General features: G+C 68.3%; 17 protein-coding genes. 12 read left to right on the forward strand and 5 right to left on the reverse strand.

The window, feature by feature from the left end:
- Positions 1–2 precede the first annotated feature (2 nt).
- A complete protein-coding gene (locus AC3ERS_RS29295) occupies positions 3–983 on the reverse strand; it encodes an STM4015 family protein (RefSeq protein WP_431971348.1) in 981 nt (326 codons plus the stop codon).
- 153 nt (positions 984–1,136) lie between these two features.
- Between AC3ERS_RS29295 and AC3ERS_RS29300 the strand changes: the two genes are divergently transcribed.
- The 4 genes from AC3ERS_RS29300 to AC3ERS_RS29315 all read left to right on the forward strand — a co-directional run bounded on the left by AC3ERS_RS29300 (position 1,137) and on the right by AC3ERS_RS29315 (position 4,319).
- Positions 1,137–1,463: a hypothetical protein gene (locus AC3ERS_RS29300; RefSeq protein WP_488186269.1), complete on the forward strand. Its 327-nt coding sequence runs from the start codon at positions 1,137–1,139 to the stop codon at positions 1,461–1,463.
- Between the two features lie 22 nt (positions 1,464–1,485).
- Positions 1,486–2,514, forward strand: coding sequence for a DUF6745 domain-containing protein (locus AC3ERS_RS29305; RefSeq protein ID WP_431971350.1), 1,029 nt, complete (start codon positions 1,486–1,488; stop codon positions 2,512–2,514).
- A 228-nt stretch (positions 2,515–2,742) separates the two neighbouring features.
- Positions 2,743–3,150 carry a YciI family protein gene (locus AC3ERS_RS29310; protein WP_431971351.1) on the forward strand — a complete coding sequence of 136 codons (408 nt, stop codon included), beginning with the start codon at positions 2,743–2,745 and terminating at the stop codon, positions 3,148–3,150.
- Positions 3,147–4,319 carry an RNA polymerase sigma factor gene (locus AC3ERS_RS29315; protein WP_431971352.1) on the forward strand — a complete coding sequence of 391 codons (1,173 nt, stop codon included), beginning with the start codon at positions 3,147–3,149 and terminating at the stop codon, positions 4,317–4,319. The genes AC3ERS_RS29310 and AC3ERS_RS29315 overlap by 4 nt, the downstream gene beginning before the upstream one ends.
- A 184-nt stretch (positions 4,320–4,503) precedes the next feature.
- On the opposite strand, the gene AC3ERS_RS29320 is transcribed toward AC3ERS_RS29315, so the two are convergent.
- On the reverse strand, positions 4,504–5,295 hold the full coding sequence (locus AC3ERS_RS29320; protein ID WP_431971353.1) for an alpha/beta fold hydrolase: 792 nt from the start codon (positions 5,293–5,295) through the stop codon (positions 4,504–4,506).
- Positions 5,296–5,431: 136 nt separating this feature from the next.
- A complete protein-coding gene (locus AC3ERS_RS29325; RefSeq protein ID WP_431971354.1) occupies positions 5,432–5,863 on the reverse strand; it encodes an SMI1/KNR4 family protein in 432 nt (143 codons plus the stop codon).
- Positions 5,864–6,003: 140 nt separating this feature from the next.
- On the opposite strand from AC3ERS_RS29325, the gene AC3ERS_RS29330 reads away from it, so the two are divergent.
- The 3 genes from AC3ERS_RS29330 to AC3ERS_RS29340 all read left to right on the forward strand — a co-directional run bounded on the left by AC3ERS_RS29330 (position 6,004) and on the right by AC3ERS_RS29340 (position 8,994).
- Complete coding sequence (locus AC3ERS_RS29330; protein ID WP_431971355.1) at positions 6,004–6,177, forward strand: hypothetical protein; 174 nt, start codon at positions 6,004–6,006, stop codon at positions 6,175–6,177.
- Between the two features lie 397 nt (positions 6,178–6,574).
- Complete coding sequence (locus tag AC3ERS_RS29335) at positions 6,575–8,284, forward strand: cutinase family protein (protein WP_431971356.1); 1,710 nt, start codon at positions 6,575–6,577, stop codon at positions 8,282–8,284.
- Between the two features lie 239 nt (positions 8,285–8,523).
- Entirely contained in the window at positions 8,524–8,994 is a 471-nt protein-coding gene (locus tag AC3ERS_RS29340) for a GNAT family N-acetyltransferase (RefSeq protein ID WP_431971357.1), read from the forward strand.
- Here the strand turns inward: AC3ERS_RS29340 and AC3ERS_RS29345 are convergent.
- Positions 8,957–10,567 (reverse strand): ABC transporter permease, encoded by a 1,611-nt coding sequence (locus AC3ERS_RS29345; protein WP_431971358.1) that lies wholly within the window; start codon positions 10,565–10,567, stop codon positions 8,957–8,959. The genes AC3ERS_RS29340 and AC3ERS_RS29345 overlap by 38 nt on opposite strands.
- Positions 10,568–10,584: 17 nt before the next feature.
- Positions 10,585–11,499 (reverse strand): ABC transporter ATP-binding protein, encoded by a 915-nt coding sequence (locus AC3ERS_RS29350; protein WP_431971359.1) that lies wholly within the window; start codon positions 11,497–11,499, stop codon positions 10,585–10,587.
- An 82-nt stretch (positions 11,500–11,581) separates the two neighbouring features.
- Between AC3ERS_RS29350 and AC3ERS_RS29355 the strand changes: the two genes are divergently transcribed.
- From AC3ERS_RS29355 to AC3ERS_RS29375, 5 genes are all read left to right on the forward strand, one after another.
- The gene (locus AC3ERS_RS29355; protein ID WP_431971360.1) at positions 11,582–12,163 is read left to right on the forward strand and encodes a TetR/AcrR family transcriptional regulator; all 582 of its coding nucleotides are present in this window, start codon (positions 11,582–11,584) and stop codon (positions 12,161–12,163) included.
- 39 nt (positions 12,164–12,202) lie between these two features.
- Positions 12,203–12,919, forward strand: a complete 717-nt coding sequence (locus AC3ERS_RS29360) for a haloacid dehalogenase type II (RefSeq protein ID WP_431971361.1) — start codon at positions 12,203–12,205, stop codon at positions 12,917–12,919.
- 123 nt (positions 12,920–13,042) lie between these two features.
- The gene (locus AC3ERS_RS29365; RefSeq protein WP_431971362.1) at positions 13,043–13,933 is read left to right on the forward strand and encodes a DMT family transporter; all 891 of its coding nucleotides are present in this window, start codon (positions 13,043–13,045) and stop codon (positions 13,931–13,933) included.
- A 39-nt stretch (positions 13,934–13,972) separates the two neighbouring features.
- Positions 13,973–14,623 (forward strand): class I SAM-dependent DNA methyltransferase, encoded by a 651-nt coding sequence (locus tag AC3ERS_RS29370; RefSeq protein ID WP_431971363.1) that lies wholly within the window; start codon positions 13,973–13,975, stop codon positions 14,621–14,623.
- A 134-nt stretch (positions 14,624–14,757) separates the two neighbouring features.
- Positions 14,758–16,107 (forward strand): WS/DGAT/MGAT family O-acyltransferase, encoded by a 1,350-nt coding sequence (locus AC3ERS_RS29375; protein ID WP_431971364.1) that lies wholly within the window; start codon positions 14,758–14,760, stop codon positions 16,105–16,107.
- The last annotated feature ends 202 nt before the right edge of the window (positions 16,108–16,309 follow it).

The raw sequence follows: 16,309 nt of genomic DNA on the forward strand, positions 1-16,309 counted from the left end.
GCTCATTCACCGACGGAGACGAACCGCCAGACGGTTCCGTCTTCCTCGTCGCTGTCCTCCTCGGCGTCGTCGGAGTCGAGCTCCAGGCGGACACCGGCGGGCTCCAGCGTCTCGCGCAGCCGGGTTCGCATCTCGTCGGACAGATAGTTGTAGTGCATGTCGAGCACACTCAGATGGCTCAACGGCTGACCGGTCAGCAGCGCCGCCACGCCGTCGTCGGTGAGGACGCCCATCGAGATGTCCAGGCTCTCCAGCCGGGCCACCACGGGCGCCGCGGCGAGGGCGGCGCAGACGTCGTCCTGGGTTTCGCTGTTGCGCAATGCGAGATGCTTCAGCGCGGGCAGGCGGTCGCCCGACAGGATGGGCGCGAGGTCGGCCACCTCGCTGTCTCCGCCGTACTCCGACGTGCCGAGCCACAGGTCCAGGTGCGCGAGTGCGGGCAGGTCGCTTGCCGCGATGCCGCGCACGACGCCGGCCGGCAGGCCGCCGCTCTCCACGACGAGCGTGTGCAGGCGTTCGTGCCGCACGGCGGGGAACTCCAGGTTCTGACCGCCGCGAACGCCGAAAACCTCCAAGCCGGAGAAGGTTTCGAGTAGTGGGGTGACCAGGCCCTGGTTGATCCAGGACATCTCGCACTCCTCCATGACGATGTCGCCGAGGAACAAGGCGCGCAGCGCGGGTAGCCGGTCCTCGGCCGCGCACAGGGCCTCGATCACCTCGTCGGGCCCGTTGCCGTACACGTCATCCCACGTACCGACGATCAACGCGGTGATCTTCGTCGTGTCGACCGCACCGAGGAAGCGAGCGAAGCACTCAACCCACGTCTCCTTCGCGTCATAGGTTTCCACGCTCAGACGCCATGCGACCGCGTCCGGCTCCGGCAACACAACGCTGTTCTGCTTCTTCTTCGCGTCGGTCTCGGCATCGGGGAAGGTGAAGGCGGGCAGGCCGCCGAACTCCTGCAAATGGTCGCCGATGGTCATGTGATGTGCCCGCCCCTTCTGGCAGTGCCGTGATCGTCACGAGGTTTCTACCAAGCCGCACCGACACCGGAGCGGGCCGGGCAGTTTGTCGGTGTCCGTCGCTACGGTCTCGGGTGAACGGCGCCGAATTCGCGCCGTGACGGGAGGAACTTCATGTATCGGCAAGGCGATGTCCTGATCGCGCCTCTTGCGGAAAATGCTGTACCGCAAGAACTTCTGCACGCCCCTTCGGTGGCGCGTGATCCACGCGGTCGGCTGGTGCTCGCACTGGGCGAGGTCACCGGGCACGCGCACGCCGTGCAGGGGCCGGGCAAGCTGATCCGCGAATCCGGTGCGACGGGACCGATGCTGCTGCATCTACCCGAGGGCGGACGCGTCGTCCACGAGGAGCACGCGGCGATCACGTTGCCGAAGGGGTGGTTCCGGGTGGTGCGCCAGCGAGAATACGTGCCCGGCTCGGTCCGCATTGTCGCGGACTGACCGCGCAAGCGAAAGGCATTCGATGACAACAGGATTCAGCGAGTACGCGACAAAGCGCGACGAATGGCGTTCGGTGTCGGCGGCCACCGGGCCGGGGGATCGGGCGGCGGCCGAGAACGGGGTGCGGGCGGCCTACCGGCAGGCCGGGCTCGATACACCGGAAACCATTGTGTGGGCACGCTCTCCCCTGGAGGCGGTGCGAATACTACGGGCTACGCGGGACACCGGCGCGTCGGTCCGCGAGGCGCTGCGCAACGGCCCGCTGGCGGCCGAACGCGCCCGCGTCGACGCCGAACTCGGCCCCACGAGTTTCAGTGAGCACTGGCGTGAGACCGGCGCGGACCTCTGGGAGCTGACCGCCGCTGTGGTCGACCGAATCCGGGCCGGTGTCATGGATGAGATGACCGGTAACCGCCAGGAGCGGAACGCGATTCGCCTGCTGCTGCTCGATGCCGTCCTCGGTCAGCACGATGCCGCGTGGCTCTCGGCGTTCGGTACCGAGCCCGGTGAGCCGTTGGCGGCGGCGGCAGTCGTCGCCCGCGAGGCGGGCTGGTGGTGGCCGTACGAGAAGATCGCGGTGATCAGCGAGCGGCCCACCACACTGCACCGCGACGAAGCGGGACGACTCGACAATGGAGACGGCCCAGCCCTCGCCTACACCGACGGGTTCGCCCTGTTCGCCTGGCGCGGCATGCCGATCCCCGCCGAATTCCTCGACGATCTGCGCGCATTGACGGCCGAGCGCATCCGCGACGAGGAGAACGCCGAACTGCGCCGGGTGATGCTCGAGTACTACGGCTACGACCGCTACCTCGACGAATCCGGTGCGCGACCGATCCACCGTGACGAGACCGGCGTGCTCTGGCGCATCGAACTCGACGGCGACGAGGACGTGGTGATGGTCGAGGTGATCAACTCGACGCCCGAACCCGACGGCACCAGCCGCACCTACTGGCTGCGCGTGCCGCCGGATACCGAGACCGCGCGCGCCGGCGTCGCGTGGACCTTCGGACTCAGCGCCGAAGAGTACGAGCCGCTCCGGCAGACGTAGAACACCTCGGTCCGGGAACCGAGGGCCCGGAGAAACGCCACGAATTCGGAATCGACTCCAGTAGCCGCGCGGCGAGACGGAGGCGGAGTTCGTGCGCGGCCGTCGCCGAAATGAACAGGCCCTACGAAAAGATGCGGAAAATTTCGACCGCGGATGTCGAGAACGGCGTCACGGCTCCGTCCCAGGGGTGAGCGACCGACTAGGGTCGCAAGCCGAAGGGAGAACGTCATGGCCAAGTACCTGTTCCTCAAGCACTACCGAGGCGCGCCCGCGTCCGTCAACGACGTGCCGATGGATCAGTGGACGCCCGCGGAGATCGAGGCGCACCTGCGGTACATGAACGACTTCGCGGCCCGCCTGGAAGAGAGCGGCGAGTACGTCGACAGTCAGGCCTTGGCGCCGGAGGGCGCGTGGGTCCGCTACGACGGCGAGGGCAAGCCTCCGGTGACCGACGGCCCGTTCGCGGAGACCAAGGACCTGATCGCGGGCTGGATGATCATCGACGTCGACTCGTACGAGCGCGCCGTCGAGTTGGCGGGCGAGTTGTCCGCGGCGCCCGGCGCGGGCGGCAAGCCGATCCACGAGTGGCTCGAGGTTCGGCCGTTCCTGACCGCTCATTCGACCGTCACCGAATGACGGCCGCCGACGCGGTGGACGAGGCCCAGCTGCGGGATCTGATCCCCGGCGTCCTGGCGGCCCTCCTCCACCGCGGGGCAGACTTCGCGACCGCCGAGGACGCCGTCCAGGAGGCACTGGTCCGTGCGGTCGAGACGTGGCCGAACCAGCGCCCCGGCGACCCCAAGGGCTGGCTGATCACCACGGCGTGGCGTTGCTTCCTCGATCTCGCCCGATCCGACGTCGCGCGCCGCCGCCGCGAGCTTCGGGTCTCCGACGAGCCGCCGCCGGGACCGACGACCTCCGTGGACGAAACGCTGGAGCTGTACTTCCTGTGCGCGCACCCGAGCCTCACCCCCGCGTCGGCCGTCGCGCTGACGCTGCGTGCCGTCGGCGGCCTCACCACTCGCCAGATCGCGCAGGCGTACCTGGTGCCAGAAGCGACGATGGCCCAGCGGATCAGCCGGGCCAAACGCACGGTGAGCGCCATCCGGCTGGATCGTCCCGGAGACCTGCGCACCGTGCTTCGGGTGCTGTACCTGGTGTTCAACGAGGGGTACAGCGGCGATGTCGACCTCGCCGCGGAGGCGATCCGGCTCGCCAGGCAGCTGGCCGCGACCACCGACGACCCGGAGGCCGCGGGACTTCTCGCACTGTTCCTGCTCCACCACGCGAGACGCCCGGCCCGCACGCGCGCCGACGGCAGCCTCGTGCCGCTGTCCGAGCAGGACCGCGGCCGCTGGCGGCGCGACCTGATCGCCGCGGGCGTGGCCGTGCTCCAAGCCGCGCTGGCCCGGGACCGGCTGGGGGAGTACCAGGCGCAGGCCGCGATCGCGGCCCTGCATGCCGACGCGCAGACAGCCGACGAGACCGACTGGGTGCAGATCGTCGAGTGGTACGACGAGCTGGTCCATCTCACCGACAGCGCGATCGTGCGGCTCAATCGCGCCGTCGCCGTCGGTGAGGCGGACGGACCGCGGGCGGGGCTCGCCGAACTCGCCGAACTCGACCCGAAGCTCCCGCGGTACACCGCCGCGGCCGCCTATCTCCACGAGCGGGCCGGCGACGTCGCCATGGCGGCGGAGCTCTACGTGGAGGCCGCCGCGCAGGCGCCGAACCTCGCCGAGCGCAACCACCTCACACTCCGGGCGGCCACCCTCCGCCAACGTCTTTCGGGCGAAGGCGGCTGAGCGCCCCTTACGGTCACGGGTTTGTCGGCGGCGGCGAACAATTCCGCGCACCGGTCCCAGCTGCTGGCCAGAAACCGAAGCCCGTGCACGAAAATGACCGGGGCGCGGCCGCTTTCGTTGGCGCGGTCGATCTGTGCGCGGGCGTGCGCGTGGATCGAGGTCGGTGTGGTCGGGTGCCGCTCCTTCACTCGCCCGCTGCCTGTTCGATGACCGCCGCGACAGCGTCCGGTTGGGAGACGAGGGCGGCGTGCGAGGCGTTCAGCTCGCTGGTGCGCGCGCCGATGCGCTGGGACATGGCGCGTTGTGCGCTGGGTGGGATCACGTGGTCCTGGCCGGAGACCACGTACCAGCTGGGTGTCTTGGTCCAGGCCGCGGGGCCGGACAGTTCGATATTGGCGATGACCGCCAGGGAGCGCTGATGGGCGAGCATGTCAGCGGCGGTCGCGGCGTCGACGTCCTGGGCGAAGACCTCGTGGAAGTAGGCCGGTTCGACATAGGCGTCCAGCCCGGTGCCGGTCAAGGTGAAGGCCAGCGCCGGCGGCAGCAGCTGGCTGCCGGGAAAGCGGATGGGATCGAGCGCGAGGGCGATCGGCTCACCCTGCTGCGGGGCGAAGGCGGCGACGTAGACGAGCGCCCGCACGTCCGGATCATCGACATTGGTGATCACCGCGCCGCCGTAGGAGTGCCCGACGAGCACGATCGGCCCGTCGATCGCCGTGAGAGACCGTTCGATCGCCGCCGCGTCGCTGGCGGGTCCGCGTAGCGGGTTCTCCGGCACCACGACTCGATACCCGTCGGCGCGGAGTTCGGCGGCGACACCGTCCCAGCTGGTGGTGTCGGCGAACGCACCGTGCACCAGCACGATGGTCGGTCGCGCGGGTTCGGCGGTGGCGACCGAGGGCACGATGCCCACTGTTTCGACCGCGATCAGGCTGAGGGCGAACAGCAGCGACTTGTGCGTACGGGTGAATCGCATCGAAGTGTCCCTTCTCGAGTCGACCGTGCAGGGCAGGTGAGGGTACTGCTGTAGGCGGGTGCGCGATCCGGGCCGAGATGCAGCCGAATCGATCACAATAACGGTCGTCGCGCCCACCGCGACGCCCTGCGGTTACTCATCGCTGGGCGTTTCGCATGCGATCGATCCTGGCTTGCATGAACTCCTTGAAGCTTTCGTATCGCACGTAATCGCCGCCGCCCAGCTCCCACACAGGAGCGGTCGAGCAGTTGTCGCCGGAACACCCGGTCGTCGCGATGTAATAGTCTCCCGAGGCGCCGCCGATGACGACGAGTCCGTCGAAGGATTCCATCTCCAGCTCTTCGGGCTGGATCTCATATTCGCGAAATACGTTCAGCAGGATATTCCGGTCGGCTGAATCCTTGGACAGATCGAAGGTCGAGTAAAGACTGTCGGCGCCGGAAAAGAACTTCCAACCATTGGCGTTTCCGAGCCAATCCTTGTACTGCTCGTCGAACGCGACCCCGGCTCGCCGCTCGGCTTCCTGCACCTCCGCCGGAGAAGCCGGAGGATTGGGGGCGGTCAGCATCCATGACGACACCTTCCCCGCGGCCCGGTCTGCCTCGTACCACCGCTTCTGCTCCTGTGTAAGAGGCCGTGATCGCGAACTGCCACCAGTCATCTGGTGCGGCTTCGGGCGGGCTGGAGCAGGTGCAGCACACGGCCATCGTGGCCGCCAGATTGGGATACCGGTCCAACGTCTCGTCGGTCTTGGTGATCCGCAGCGGCCATCCGTCGTCCGTGGTGGTCTCGCGTGACTTGTCCGCCAACGGCTCCGCGGCCGCGATACCGCTTCCGACGATGACCACCGTGCAGGCGGTCAGCAAACCGAAGAACCTGTGATGACGCCCCGAATACGCATACATCCCCCAGATGCAGGCATGGACGAGCAATTCACACTTGACGAATCCCCTTGCACAGTAAGCGAATTCCCCGACAGAACTGCCCCTTACAATGGGCCACGCTAGCACAGCGCTCTTGGCCGGGCGAGCCTTCGCCGCCGAGCCAGGAGTCGATCACGGTGATCGCGGTGGCCTGGACCGAACGATGCCGACGCGATGGTCGGCGACTCGAGTCGGAGGCATTGCCGAGTCGGCTACGGATGCGGCTGCGGCTGCCTGCCCGACGTCAGGGCGGAATCGATCACAGTAACGCTCGCCGCCCCGCCCACGACGTCCTTGGTGACACATGGCCCGTCGGGGGGCCTGTCCACCTGTCGGTAATGGAATGGGATCGGACCATGGCTCTTCGCGAGTTCTTCGCGCGGCATCGTATTGCTTCGGCCGTCGCTGCACCAGCTGCCTTGGGGGTGGCGGCGATCGTCGCTGCCTCGTTCGCAGTCACGTCATCACCGCATACCGCGGACACGCAGCTCAAGGCGTCCGTCACGGAATGCCACGACATGGTCACCATCTCGGTGGCCGGTCGCGGTGACACGCCCCAGGCGGGGACCACGAGACTGCTGGTCGACGCCAACGGGAACGAGTTGCCCGCCGCGTTGGCCGGCGACCACAACAGCCGCTGGGTCGACCCGGTCGTGAACGCTCCGGCCGACGACGTGGACCCCGGCTCGTACGCCGCGGTCTACATCGCGTACCCGGCGAACATGTCCACCTACGAGGACGCCGTCGACGCGGGCGTCGAGAACACCCAGCAGGTGATGCGGGAGATCTCGGAGGCCTGCCCCGACACCAAGTTCTCGATCGTCGGATACAGCGAGGGCGCCGACGTCGTCCGCCGCGTCGCGATGAACATCGGGCATCAGCCGGAGGGCGATCACGGGATCGTCGATCCGGACGACGTGCTCGGCGTCGTCATCCTCGCCGACTCGGGCCGCTCGGCGGGCGACGGGCCGTTCCCCGGCTCCGAGGACCCCTTCCGCAACCCCGACGGCTTCGACCAGCAGTATCAGGACGGCAGGAAGCCCGTCTCGGGTCAGGGCGCGCTGCCCGGCACCAGCGGTGACTTCGGTGCGCTGAACGGCAAGATCGCGTCGTTCTGCTCCGAGGGCGACCTCACCTGCGCCGCGCCGGAGAACATCTCGCTGTTGCAGCTGGTGGTGAACGTCGGCAGGCAGGTGAACGTGGATCAGCTCGAGCGCGAAGGACTCAATCAGACGACCGGAATGGACGTCGCCGTGGTCCTCGGCCGCATCGCGATGGCGGCGTTCGCCGACATCCAGTCGCAGCCGAACTGGATGGCCAGCGACGAGACCTTCCTCGAAGTCCTGCTGCGGGTCTCCGATCCCGAGTACAAGCCGGGCGACAAGCCGAAGGAGCCCGCGAAGGCGGACTCGATCTCGACCGAGCAGATGTCGCCGCTGGCGTACCTGCCGCAGAAGGTGCTGAACGAGATCATCGGCCTGATCGTGACCAACCAGAACACGATCCCGGTGGTCATGAGCGACCCGTACAAGCTGACGCTCGGCCCGGACCACACCGGCCACCACTTCGACTACTGGCGCGACGCCGACGCCGGTGAGGGCAGGCCGCTGACCTCCGCCGAGTACGCGGCCGCCTGGCTCACCCACCTGGCGAAGCAGGCTCAGGCCGGCGAGACCGTCGACAAGTCCTCCCAGCCGGACGCGGCCGACTTCGCGGCCGCGAACGAGGCGGTGGCGTCGGCCACGGCGAAGCCGAAGGCCGCCGCCACCACGACCTCTGCCGCGCCGACCACGACGGCCGCGCCGACGAAGACCGGTGCCGCCGTCGCGTCGACCACCGCGGCTCCGACCACCACGGCGCCGACGACCACGACTCCGGCCCAAACCCCCAGCGCGACAACTACGCCGGAGACGACCAACCCCCAGGCGCGGACGTCGGTCGCGGCACCCGCCGAGACCGTGGCCCCTGCTGAGCCCGTGGCACCGACCACCACTCAGCCGACCACGACCCAACCCGCCCCCACCACAACGCAATCCCCGGCGCCGACCACCACCGGCGCGAGGTGAGCTAGCCGCGATATCCGCGACGCCTTCACGATCGAGCATCGATCGTGAAGGCGTCGTGCGTTGTGGATGCGCCAATGACGCCCAGCCGGTGCGCCACAGAGGCTTTCACATCCGCAGACGTGCGGACGGGTGTGAGAAGTACGCGATTGTCGGGGGCGGAGGGGGAGTGGACGTCGGAAGATGGGGTGGTGGCGGGTTGTTCAGTGGAGGTTCGGCGGCTCGGGGGCGAGGAGTGGACCGTGCTGCGCGAGGTGCGGTTGCGGGCGTTGGCGGATGCGCCGGGGGTTTTCGGAGCGAGCCTGGGGGAAGCGCGGCGGCGTGGTGAGGGGGAGTGGCGTGCTCGGGTAGTCGAGCGAGCGCAGTTCGTCGCGGTGGTGAACGGCGAGGTCGTGGGGGCGGTGGCGGGTGTGGCCGAACACGAGAGTTGCTCGGTGCATGTGATGTCGATGTGGGTGGATCGCCATCTGCGGGGAGCCGGGGTCTCGGACCGATTGGTCGAGACCGTGGTGGGTTGGGCTGGGAGCGAAGGGTTCACGCTTGTCCGTCTGGAGGTGACGGACGGCAACACGGCGGCGGAGCGCCTTTACCGGCGACACGGTTTCGTGCGGAGCGGGCGGTCGGGCGTCATCTCGGAGGGCGACCCTCGGGTGGAGTTCGAGATGGTGCTCGCGGTCACTGACCGAGGGCCCGTCGAAGATGCGGCTTCGTGATCGAGAACGAACCGCTGCGCATCGGGATGTCGCGGTGGGTGAATCCGCGCACGGCGGCCGCGGTCGATCCGATTGCGAGGGCGAGAGCTAGCGCGAGCGACCACAAGTCGGCAGGCTCGAGCGGTGTGCGCCCGACCCATTCCAGCGGGGACAGCTGTCGCGACCATTCGGGTAGGCGCAGGGTGTCGGCGAGGGTGGCGATGACGGCGACGAAGACGAACGCACCCCAGCCCACCCCGAGCCATTGCGGGCGAATCCCGTAAAGCGCCAATGCGATTCCGAACAGAACGAGTACCCCGGGAAGATAGGCCAGCGTCGCGAAGGTGAGACGCGGGATCGCCGACGAATCACCGACCGCGAGCGCATCGCTCACCCCGAGTGCCAGCCCGCTCACGGCGAGGACGATCGCGGCACCGCCACCTACCGCCACCGCTTCGGCGAGCAACCATCGCCAGCGCGACATCGCGCCGGACAGCACGGGTTCGAGCCGATCACCGGGTTCCTCCTCGGCGGTCCGGCCGACTCCTTGCACCGCGAATCCGGCGGCGATCAGCACGAGCTGAACCACGACGAAGGACAAGTAGGCGTCGGGATCCGCGCTGCCGCCGCCGAGTACGTCTCGCAGGGACGAGTTGTCTTCCATCACGGTGCGGATGGCGTCGGCGAGCGCGCCGAACGAGCTGGCGACGAGCGCACCGATCACGCTCCACACGATGACGTTGCCGCGATGCTTGCGGATCGCGAAGCCCATCGGCCGCAACAACATCGGCGTCGCGGCGGCGGGGCCCCGACGCGCGGCGAACACGCCCGCGCCGAGATCTCGCCGCCCGGCGATCGCGCACGCCGCGCCGACCAGCGCCACCGCGAACGCCAGCGCCAGCAGCACCGGCCACCACCGCGCCGCGCCGAACGGCCGCGCCTGCTCGGCCCAGCCGATCGGCGACAGCCACACCAGCCCGTTGCCGCGCACGTCGCCGATACCACGCGCGAGGAAGGCCGCGACAAGGATGCCGAGACAGAGAGCGGTCACGCTCCGCGCCGCGGCGACAACCTGCGCCGACAGGGCTGCGATCGCGGCGAAACACCAGCCGAGCGCGGCCGACGACACCGAATAGAGCACGGCGGCATGCCAATCCAGACCCACGCCGACGAGTACGGCGATCATCGCCACCGCGACGACTCCCAGCGCCACCCCCGCCGCAACGACGGCCGCGGCGACGCCCACTACGCGCCCGATCGATCCGGCGCGCAACAGTTCGGTCCGCCCGGATTCCTCTTCGCGGCGCGTCATTCGCGTCACCAGGTGAATGCCCATGAGCGGAAAGGCGAGCGCGCTGAGGAATCCGAATTCGTAGGCGATGACGCCGCCGAGATTCTCGAGTCCGTAGGGCTTTCCGTTGATCGCGAACAGGGCCGTGCCGGATTCGGTGGCCTCGCGGTATCCGGCCAGCTCGGCGGGCGTCCCGTACAAGCTGTCCAACGACCACACGGTGCCCGCGAACACGGCCGCCAATCCGACCACCCAGCACACGATTTGCCGCCTGTTGCCGCGCCGGCCGAGGGCGATCGTCACCCAGAATCCGTGCATCGCTATACCCCCACCGATTCCGCGTCCGCGTAGTTGCGCAGGAACAGTTCGTCCAGACTGGGCGGGTTCGCGGTGATCGACACCAACCCGGCCGCGTGCAGACAGCCGATCGCCGCGTCGACGTGCCCCGCGTCGACACCGAAGGCGACGGCGTATCCCGCGCCGTCGTTGTCGACGCGCACCCCGCTCACGCCGGGCACGCCGTCCAACCCGCTCGGTCGTTCGAGCGTGACGGCGTGCACGTGTGTGGTTGTGTGGCGGCGCAATTCGTGCAGCGTCCCGCTGGAGACGGTACGCCCCTGCCTGATGATGCTGACCCGGTCGGCGAGCGCCTCGACCTCGGCGAGGATGTGGCTCGACAGCAGGACCGTGCATCCCGCGCGTTTGCGTTCGGCCAGTGTCTGCTGGAACACCTGCTCCATCAGCGGGTCCAGGCCCGATGTCGGCTCGTCGAGGATCAGCAGCTCGCTGTCACAGGCGAACGCGGCGATCAGCGCGACCTTCTGCCGGTTGCCCTTGGAGTAGTCCTGGCTCTTCTTGCCCGGATCGAGTTCGAACCGCTCGACGAGGTCGGCGCGGCGGGCCGGATCGAACCGGCCGCGTGCGGCGGCGAGCACGTCGAGGCATTCGCCACCGGTGAGACCTGGCCAGAGCGAGACGTCGCCGGGCACGTAGGAGATGCGGCGGTGCAGGCGCACCGCGTCGCGCCACGGGTCGCCGCCGAGCAGGCGGGCCGTGCCGCCGCTCGACCTGATCAGACCGAGCAGTATCCGGATCGTCGTCGACTTGCCCGCGCCGTTCGGGCCTAAGAATCCGTGCACCTCACCCAGCTCGACCCGCAGGTCGAGGCCGTCGAGCGCGGTGAAATCGCCGAACCGCTTGCGCAGTCCGATCGTCTCGATGACGGGAGCGGGCATGCTTGCACCACCCTTTCAGCATTCAAGTGTGTACTTATGGTACACACCGTAGGTGCGCACGACTAGGCCCTAGGATGAGGTCATGCCGCTTCCCCGATTCACCCGGCTGCCCGCCGACGAACAGCGCCGCATCCTCGACGTTGCGCAGCGCGTCTTCGCGGAAGACGGCGTCGACACCGCCTCCTACAACCAGATCATCGCGGCGGCGGGCATCTCGAAATCCTCGGCGTACAACTACTTCGACGGCCGCGAAGACCTGCTGTACACCGCACTGGACGACGTCGCGACCCGCCTGGCCGGGGTGCTGGGCAGCTGGCAGCGCGTCACCGACGACGCCGCGTTCTGGGCGCAACTGACGACCGTCGAGCAGCGGCTGCGCGCCCACGTCGAGACCCATCCCGCCGATCTGGCCCTGATCGATCCGGCCTTTCTGCTGCGCGAGCAGGGCGCGTTCCAGTCGTGGATCGCCGACTTCGTCGAGAACGGCGTCGCCATCGGGATCATCACCGTCGCAGTCGACCGGAGCTTGCTGGTCGCCGCGACCGCGGCCGTGCTGCGCGCCGTGGACGGCTGGGGCGCGGCCGAAATCGCAGCGGGGCGGGTACCCGATCCGGAACAGCCGTGGATCCTGCTGCGCAACCTGTGGGGAACTCCTCGCCGGTGATCCGGGCGGCGATGGCCGCTCGCGTGATTGGATTTCAGGGTGGGTGATACGAGTGGAGTGCGCGCGCTGTTGTTCGACGTGCAGGGGACCGCGACGGATTTCCATTCCACGGTGCTCGGCGCGTTGCGCGAGACGAGCGCGGGGCGGCACTCGGACGTGGATTGGGTGGAGTTCGTGGACCGTTGGCGCGCGGAGTATTTCGAGGTGTTGCGGGACGCCGAAGTGAGCAGGGATCGGTGGACCACGGTGCACTCGGTGTACCGCGACGCGCTGAATCGGCTGCTCGCCGCCTACGGCGTGACGGATCTCGACGAGGCCGAGCGGGAGTCGCTGACGCGGGCCTGGCAGCGCATCGTGCCGTGGCCGGACGCCGTCGCGGGCCTCGCCCGGCTGAAGACGCGATACACGCTGGCGACCTTGTCGAACGCGGATGTCTCTGCGGTGGTGAATATCTCGAAGCTGGGCGGATTGCCGTGGGACGCGATCTTCACCGCGGAAATGGCGGGCGCGTTCAAGCCGGACCCGGCGACGTATCGAATGGCCGCGACCTATCTGGGCCTGGCTCCGGAGCAGATCATGATGGTCGCCTGCCACAAGTACGACATCAGGGCGGCGGGCGCGCTCGGTTTCCGCACCGCGTTCGTGGCGCGGCCGCTGGAGTTCGGCGCGGGCGGCGCTGTCGACGTCGAGTTCGAGGACGAATTCGACCTCAACGCAACGGATTTCCTGAATCTGGCCGATCAGCTCGGCTGTTGACTCGCGCGTCCGTACAGCGGGCGAAATAGATCTGTCGGATCATGGGATCACCCGCTACGCTCCTTCTGAATCGAAAGCGAGCGAGAGCATGAGAACTGCGATGCGGGCTCGGGGGACGGCGCGATGACCAGGCGCGGTTGGCTGCTGTTCCTGGCTATGGGCGTGATCTGGGGTGTGCCGTACGCGATGATCGCGGTCGCGGTCGAGGACTTCGATCCGGTGTTCGTCGCTTTCGGCCGCACGCTGATCGGCGGCCTGCTGCTGTTGCCGATCGCCCTGTACACCGACGCGCTGCGACCGGTGCTGCGGCGCTGGCGGCCCCTGCTGCTCTACACGCTGGTGGAGATCTCCGGCCCTTGGCTGCTCATCGGGTACGCCGAGACCACCCTCAACAGCTCCACCGTCGGGCTGCTGATCGCGGCGGTGCCGTTGATCGCCGTGCTGATCCTGACTCGCCTCGGGCACGAAACCATCGACGCGCGACGCGTTCTGGGCCTGATCGTGGGATTCGCGGGCGTGGCCGCACTGGTCGGACTCGACGTGGATCTGTCCAACCCCGCCGCGATCGGAGCCATCGCGCTGACCACCATCGGGTATGCGGTCGGGCCGATCGTCATCAATCGTTCACTGGCCGATCTGCCGCCGATGGGCGTGGTCACCGCGTCGCTGCTGGTGGCGACGGTGCTCTACACGCCGTTCGCCGCGCTGCGCAAGCCGGAGCATTTCCCAGCGGACGCCGCGCTTTCGGTGCTCGGCCTCGCGATCGTCTGCACCGCGGCGGCGTTCCTGCTGTTCTTCGCACTGATCAGCGAAGTGGGTCCGGCGCGCGCCACGGTGATCACCTACATCAACCCGGCGGTGGCTATCGTGCTCGGCGTGACGCTGCTCGACGAGCCGCTCACCGCGGGCATGGCGATAGGATTCCCGCTGGTCGTGCTCGGATCGTTCCTCGGAACCAGGCAGTCTCGCGCCGCCGCTCCGCAGGACGACCCCGCGCTGTCCGCGACGCCCTGAGACGTACGAAATACCGTTTCGCGCAAAGGAGTTCCGGTCTTGACCCATGCCGATGTCGACGCCACCCGCACCGCCTACGACGACATGGCCCAGCTCTACACCGACTTCGTCCGCGGCCATCTGGCGACGCAGCCGTTCGACCGCGCCGTCCTCGGCGCATTCGCGGAGCTGTTGCGGGCCGATGAGTCCGGGCCGGTCGCGGACCTCGGCTGCGGCCCGGGAAGGATTGCAGCACATCTGGTCTCGCTGGACGTCCCGACCTTCGGCATGGACCTCTCGCCACGCATGATCGAACTGGCCCGCGCGGAGTACCCGGGTCTGCGGTTCGAGGTGGGCTCGATGGAGGAACTGACCATCGAGGACGGCGCGTTGGCGGGACTCGTGGCCTGGTACTCGATCATCCACCTGCCGCCGGAACGGGTGCCCCACGTGTTGCGCGAGTTCCATCGGGTGCTCCGCACCGGAGGGCACGCACTGCTGGCGTTCCAGGCAGCGGACGCCGCCGACACCGTGCTTGGCTTCGACCACAAGGTGACTCGCGCCTACCGCTGGTCACCCGACCGGCTCGCCGAGCTGTCGCGCGAAGCGGGTTTCACCGTGATCGCCCGAATGGTCTGCGCACGGCGGCCCGACGAACGATTCGATTCGGGATACCTGATGCTCGCCAAGGTCGCCGATCCGGTGCGCTGATAATGCGCACGTCCCCGGACCCAGCCGGGTAGCTTTGGTACGGGTGCCCAGGTTTCTGTGGTGCGTCCCACCCGACAGCGTGGTCGATTGTTCATCGCACAAAATCTCCACCGTCGTCAGGGGGCGACACATATATGGAACTCATCGCACCGGTTGATGCCCTGTTCTTGTTGGCCGAATCCCGCGAGCACCCGATGCACGTCGGCTCGCTGCAACTGTTCGAACCGCCGGAGGGCGCCGGGCCGGAGTTCGCCGCGCAGACGCACCAAAAGCTCTTGTCCTGCCGCGAGATTCACCCCACCTTCCGCAAGCGCCCGGCCAAACTCCTCGGCTCGCCGCAGCTGGCCTGGACGCTCGAGGACGAGGTGGAACTGGACTACCACGTTCGCCGCATCGCGCTGCCCGCCCCCGGCGGCCAGGAGCAGCTGATCGAGCTGGCCTCCGGGCTGCACAGCGCCCTCCTCGATCGGCACCGTCCGCTGTGGGAGATCCACCTGATCGAAGGATTGCAAGGCGGCCGATTCGCGCTCTATTCGAAGATGCACCACGGCCTGATCGACGGCGTTTCCGCCCAGCGGCTGCTCCAGCGCACCTTTACCGACGATCCGTACTCGACCGAGGCCCGCGTGCCGTGGAATCTGCCGCGCTCGGGACGCAAGAAGGAGCCGCAGCGGTCCGGATTGCTCGGCGCGGCAAAGAATCTCGTCGCGGCCGCCGCTTCCGGTCCGCCGCTGCTTCGGGCCGCGCGGGCCGCGTTGCGCGAGCAGCAGGTGACCCTGCCGTTCGAGGCGCCCAAAACCATGTTCAACGTGCCGATCGGCGGCGCCCGCCGCTCCGTCGTGCGCTCCTGGCCGATGGAGCGAATCAAGCAGGTGCGCAAGGCGACCGGGACGACGATGAACGACGTCGTGCTCGCGATGTCGTCGGGTGCGCTGCGCGGCTACCTCGCCGAGCGAGGCGCGCTGCCGGACAAGCCGCTGATCGCCATGGTGCCGATGTCGCTGCGCGCGGCGGACGACACCGAGACCAACGGCGTGAAGGTCGGTGCGCTGCTCTGCAATCTCGGCACCCATCTGGCCGATCCGATCGCCAGGCTGCGGACGGTGAGCGAGTCGATGCAGAAGAGCAAAGAGGTCTACAGCGAGCTCTCGCCCGCCCAGTCGATGGCGCTCTCGGCGCTGATGGTCAGCCCGATCGCGCTGAACCTGGTGCCCGCGCTCGTTCCGTGGACCACGCCGCCGTTCAACATCGTCATCTCCAATGTGCCCGGCCCGCGCGAGCCGATGTACTGGAACGGCGCGCGACTGGACGCCATCTATCCGCTGTCCATCCCGTTCGACGGCCAGGCCGTGAACATCACGCTCACCTCCAATGCCGACAACCTGGACTTCGGCTTGGTCGGCTGCCGGCGCAGCGTGCCCCAGCTGCACCGCATGCTCGACCACCTGGAGGACGCGCTCGCGGAGCTGGAGAACGCGATCTGACGTCGGACGCGACCCAGCTCGAGAAGGGGTACCGCGACAAAACTAGAACGTGTTACTGTCGATCTATGGTGCCCCCACCGGTCGATGACGACGCCGCCGCGGCATGGCGATACCTGCGGTGTGCGGCGGATTCGGCCGGTCGGGGCGTCCGTCCGTCGCGCGCGAGGCGAACCCGGCGCGGCCACCATGTAACCCGTTCTAG

The sequence above is a fragment of the Nocardia sp. bgisy134 genome (assembly GCF_057708325.1).

What these genes read in the sequence shown, in the direction of transcription:
- AC3ERS_RS29295 (WP_431971348.1), bottom strand. Translation starts at nt 983, where the DNA reads ATGACCATCGGCGACCATTTGCAGGAGTTCGGCGGCCTGCCCGCCTTC.
- AC3ERS_RS29300 (WP_488186269.1), top strand. Translation starts at nt 1,137, where the DNA reads ATGTATCGGCAAGGCGATGTCCTGATCGCGCCTCTTGCGGAAAATGCT.
- AC3ERS_RS29305 (WP_431971350.1), top strand. Translation starts at nt 1,486, where the DNA reads ATGACAACAGGATTCAGCGAGTACGCGACAAAGCGCGACGAATGGCGT.
- AC3ERS_RS29310 (WP_431971351.1), top strand. Translation starts at nt 2,743, where the DNA reads ATGGCCAAGTACCTGTTCCTCAAGCACTACCGAGGCGCGCCCGCGTCC.
- AC3ERS_RS29315 (WP_431971352.1), top strand. Translation starts at nt 3,147, where the DNA reads ATGACGGCCGCCGACGCGGTGGACGAGGCCCAGCTGCGGGATCTGATC.
- AC3ERS_RS29320 (WP_431971353.1), bottom strand. Translation starts at nt 5,295, where the DNA reads ATGCGATTCACCCGTACGCACAAGTCGCTGCTGTTCGCCCTCAGCCTG.
- AC3ERS_RS29325 (WP_431971354.1), bottom strand. Translation starts at nt 5,863, where the DNA reads ATGCTGACCGCCCCCAATCCTCCGGCTTCTCCGGCGGAGGTGCAGGAA.
- AC3ERS_RS29335 (WP_431971356.1), top strand. Translation starts at nt 6,575, where the DNA reads ATGGCTCTTCGCGAGTTCTTCGCGCGGCATCGTATTGCTTCGGCCGTC.
- AC3ERS_RS29350 (WP_431971359.1), bottom strand. Translation starts at nt 11,499, where the DNA reads ATGCCCGCTCCCGTCATCGAGACGATCGGACTGCGCAAGCGGTTCGGC.
- AC3ERS_RS29355 (WP_431971360.1), top strand. Translation starts at nt 11,582, where the DNA reads ATGCCGCTTCCCCGATTCACCCGGCTGCCCGCCGACGAACAGCGCCGC.
- AC3ERS_RS29365 (WP_431971362.1), top strand. Translation starts at nt 13,043, where the DNA reads ATGACCAGGCGCGGTTGGCTGCTGTTCCTGGCTATGGGCGTGATCTGG.
- AC3ERS_RS29375 (WP_431971364.1), top strand. Translation starts at nt 14,758, where the DNA reads ATGGAACTCATCGCACCGGTTGATGCCCTGTTCTTGTTGGCCGAATCC.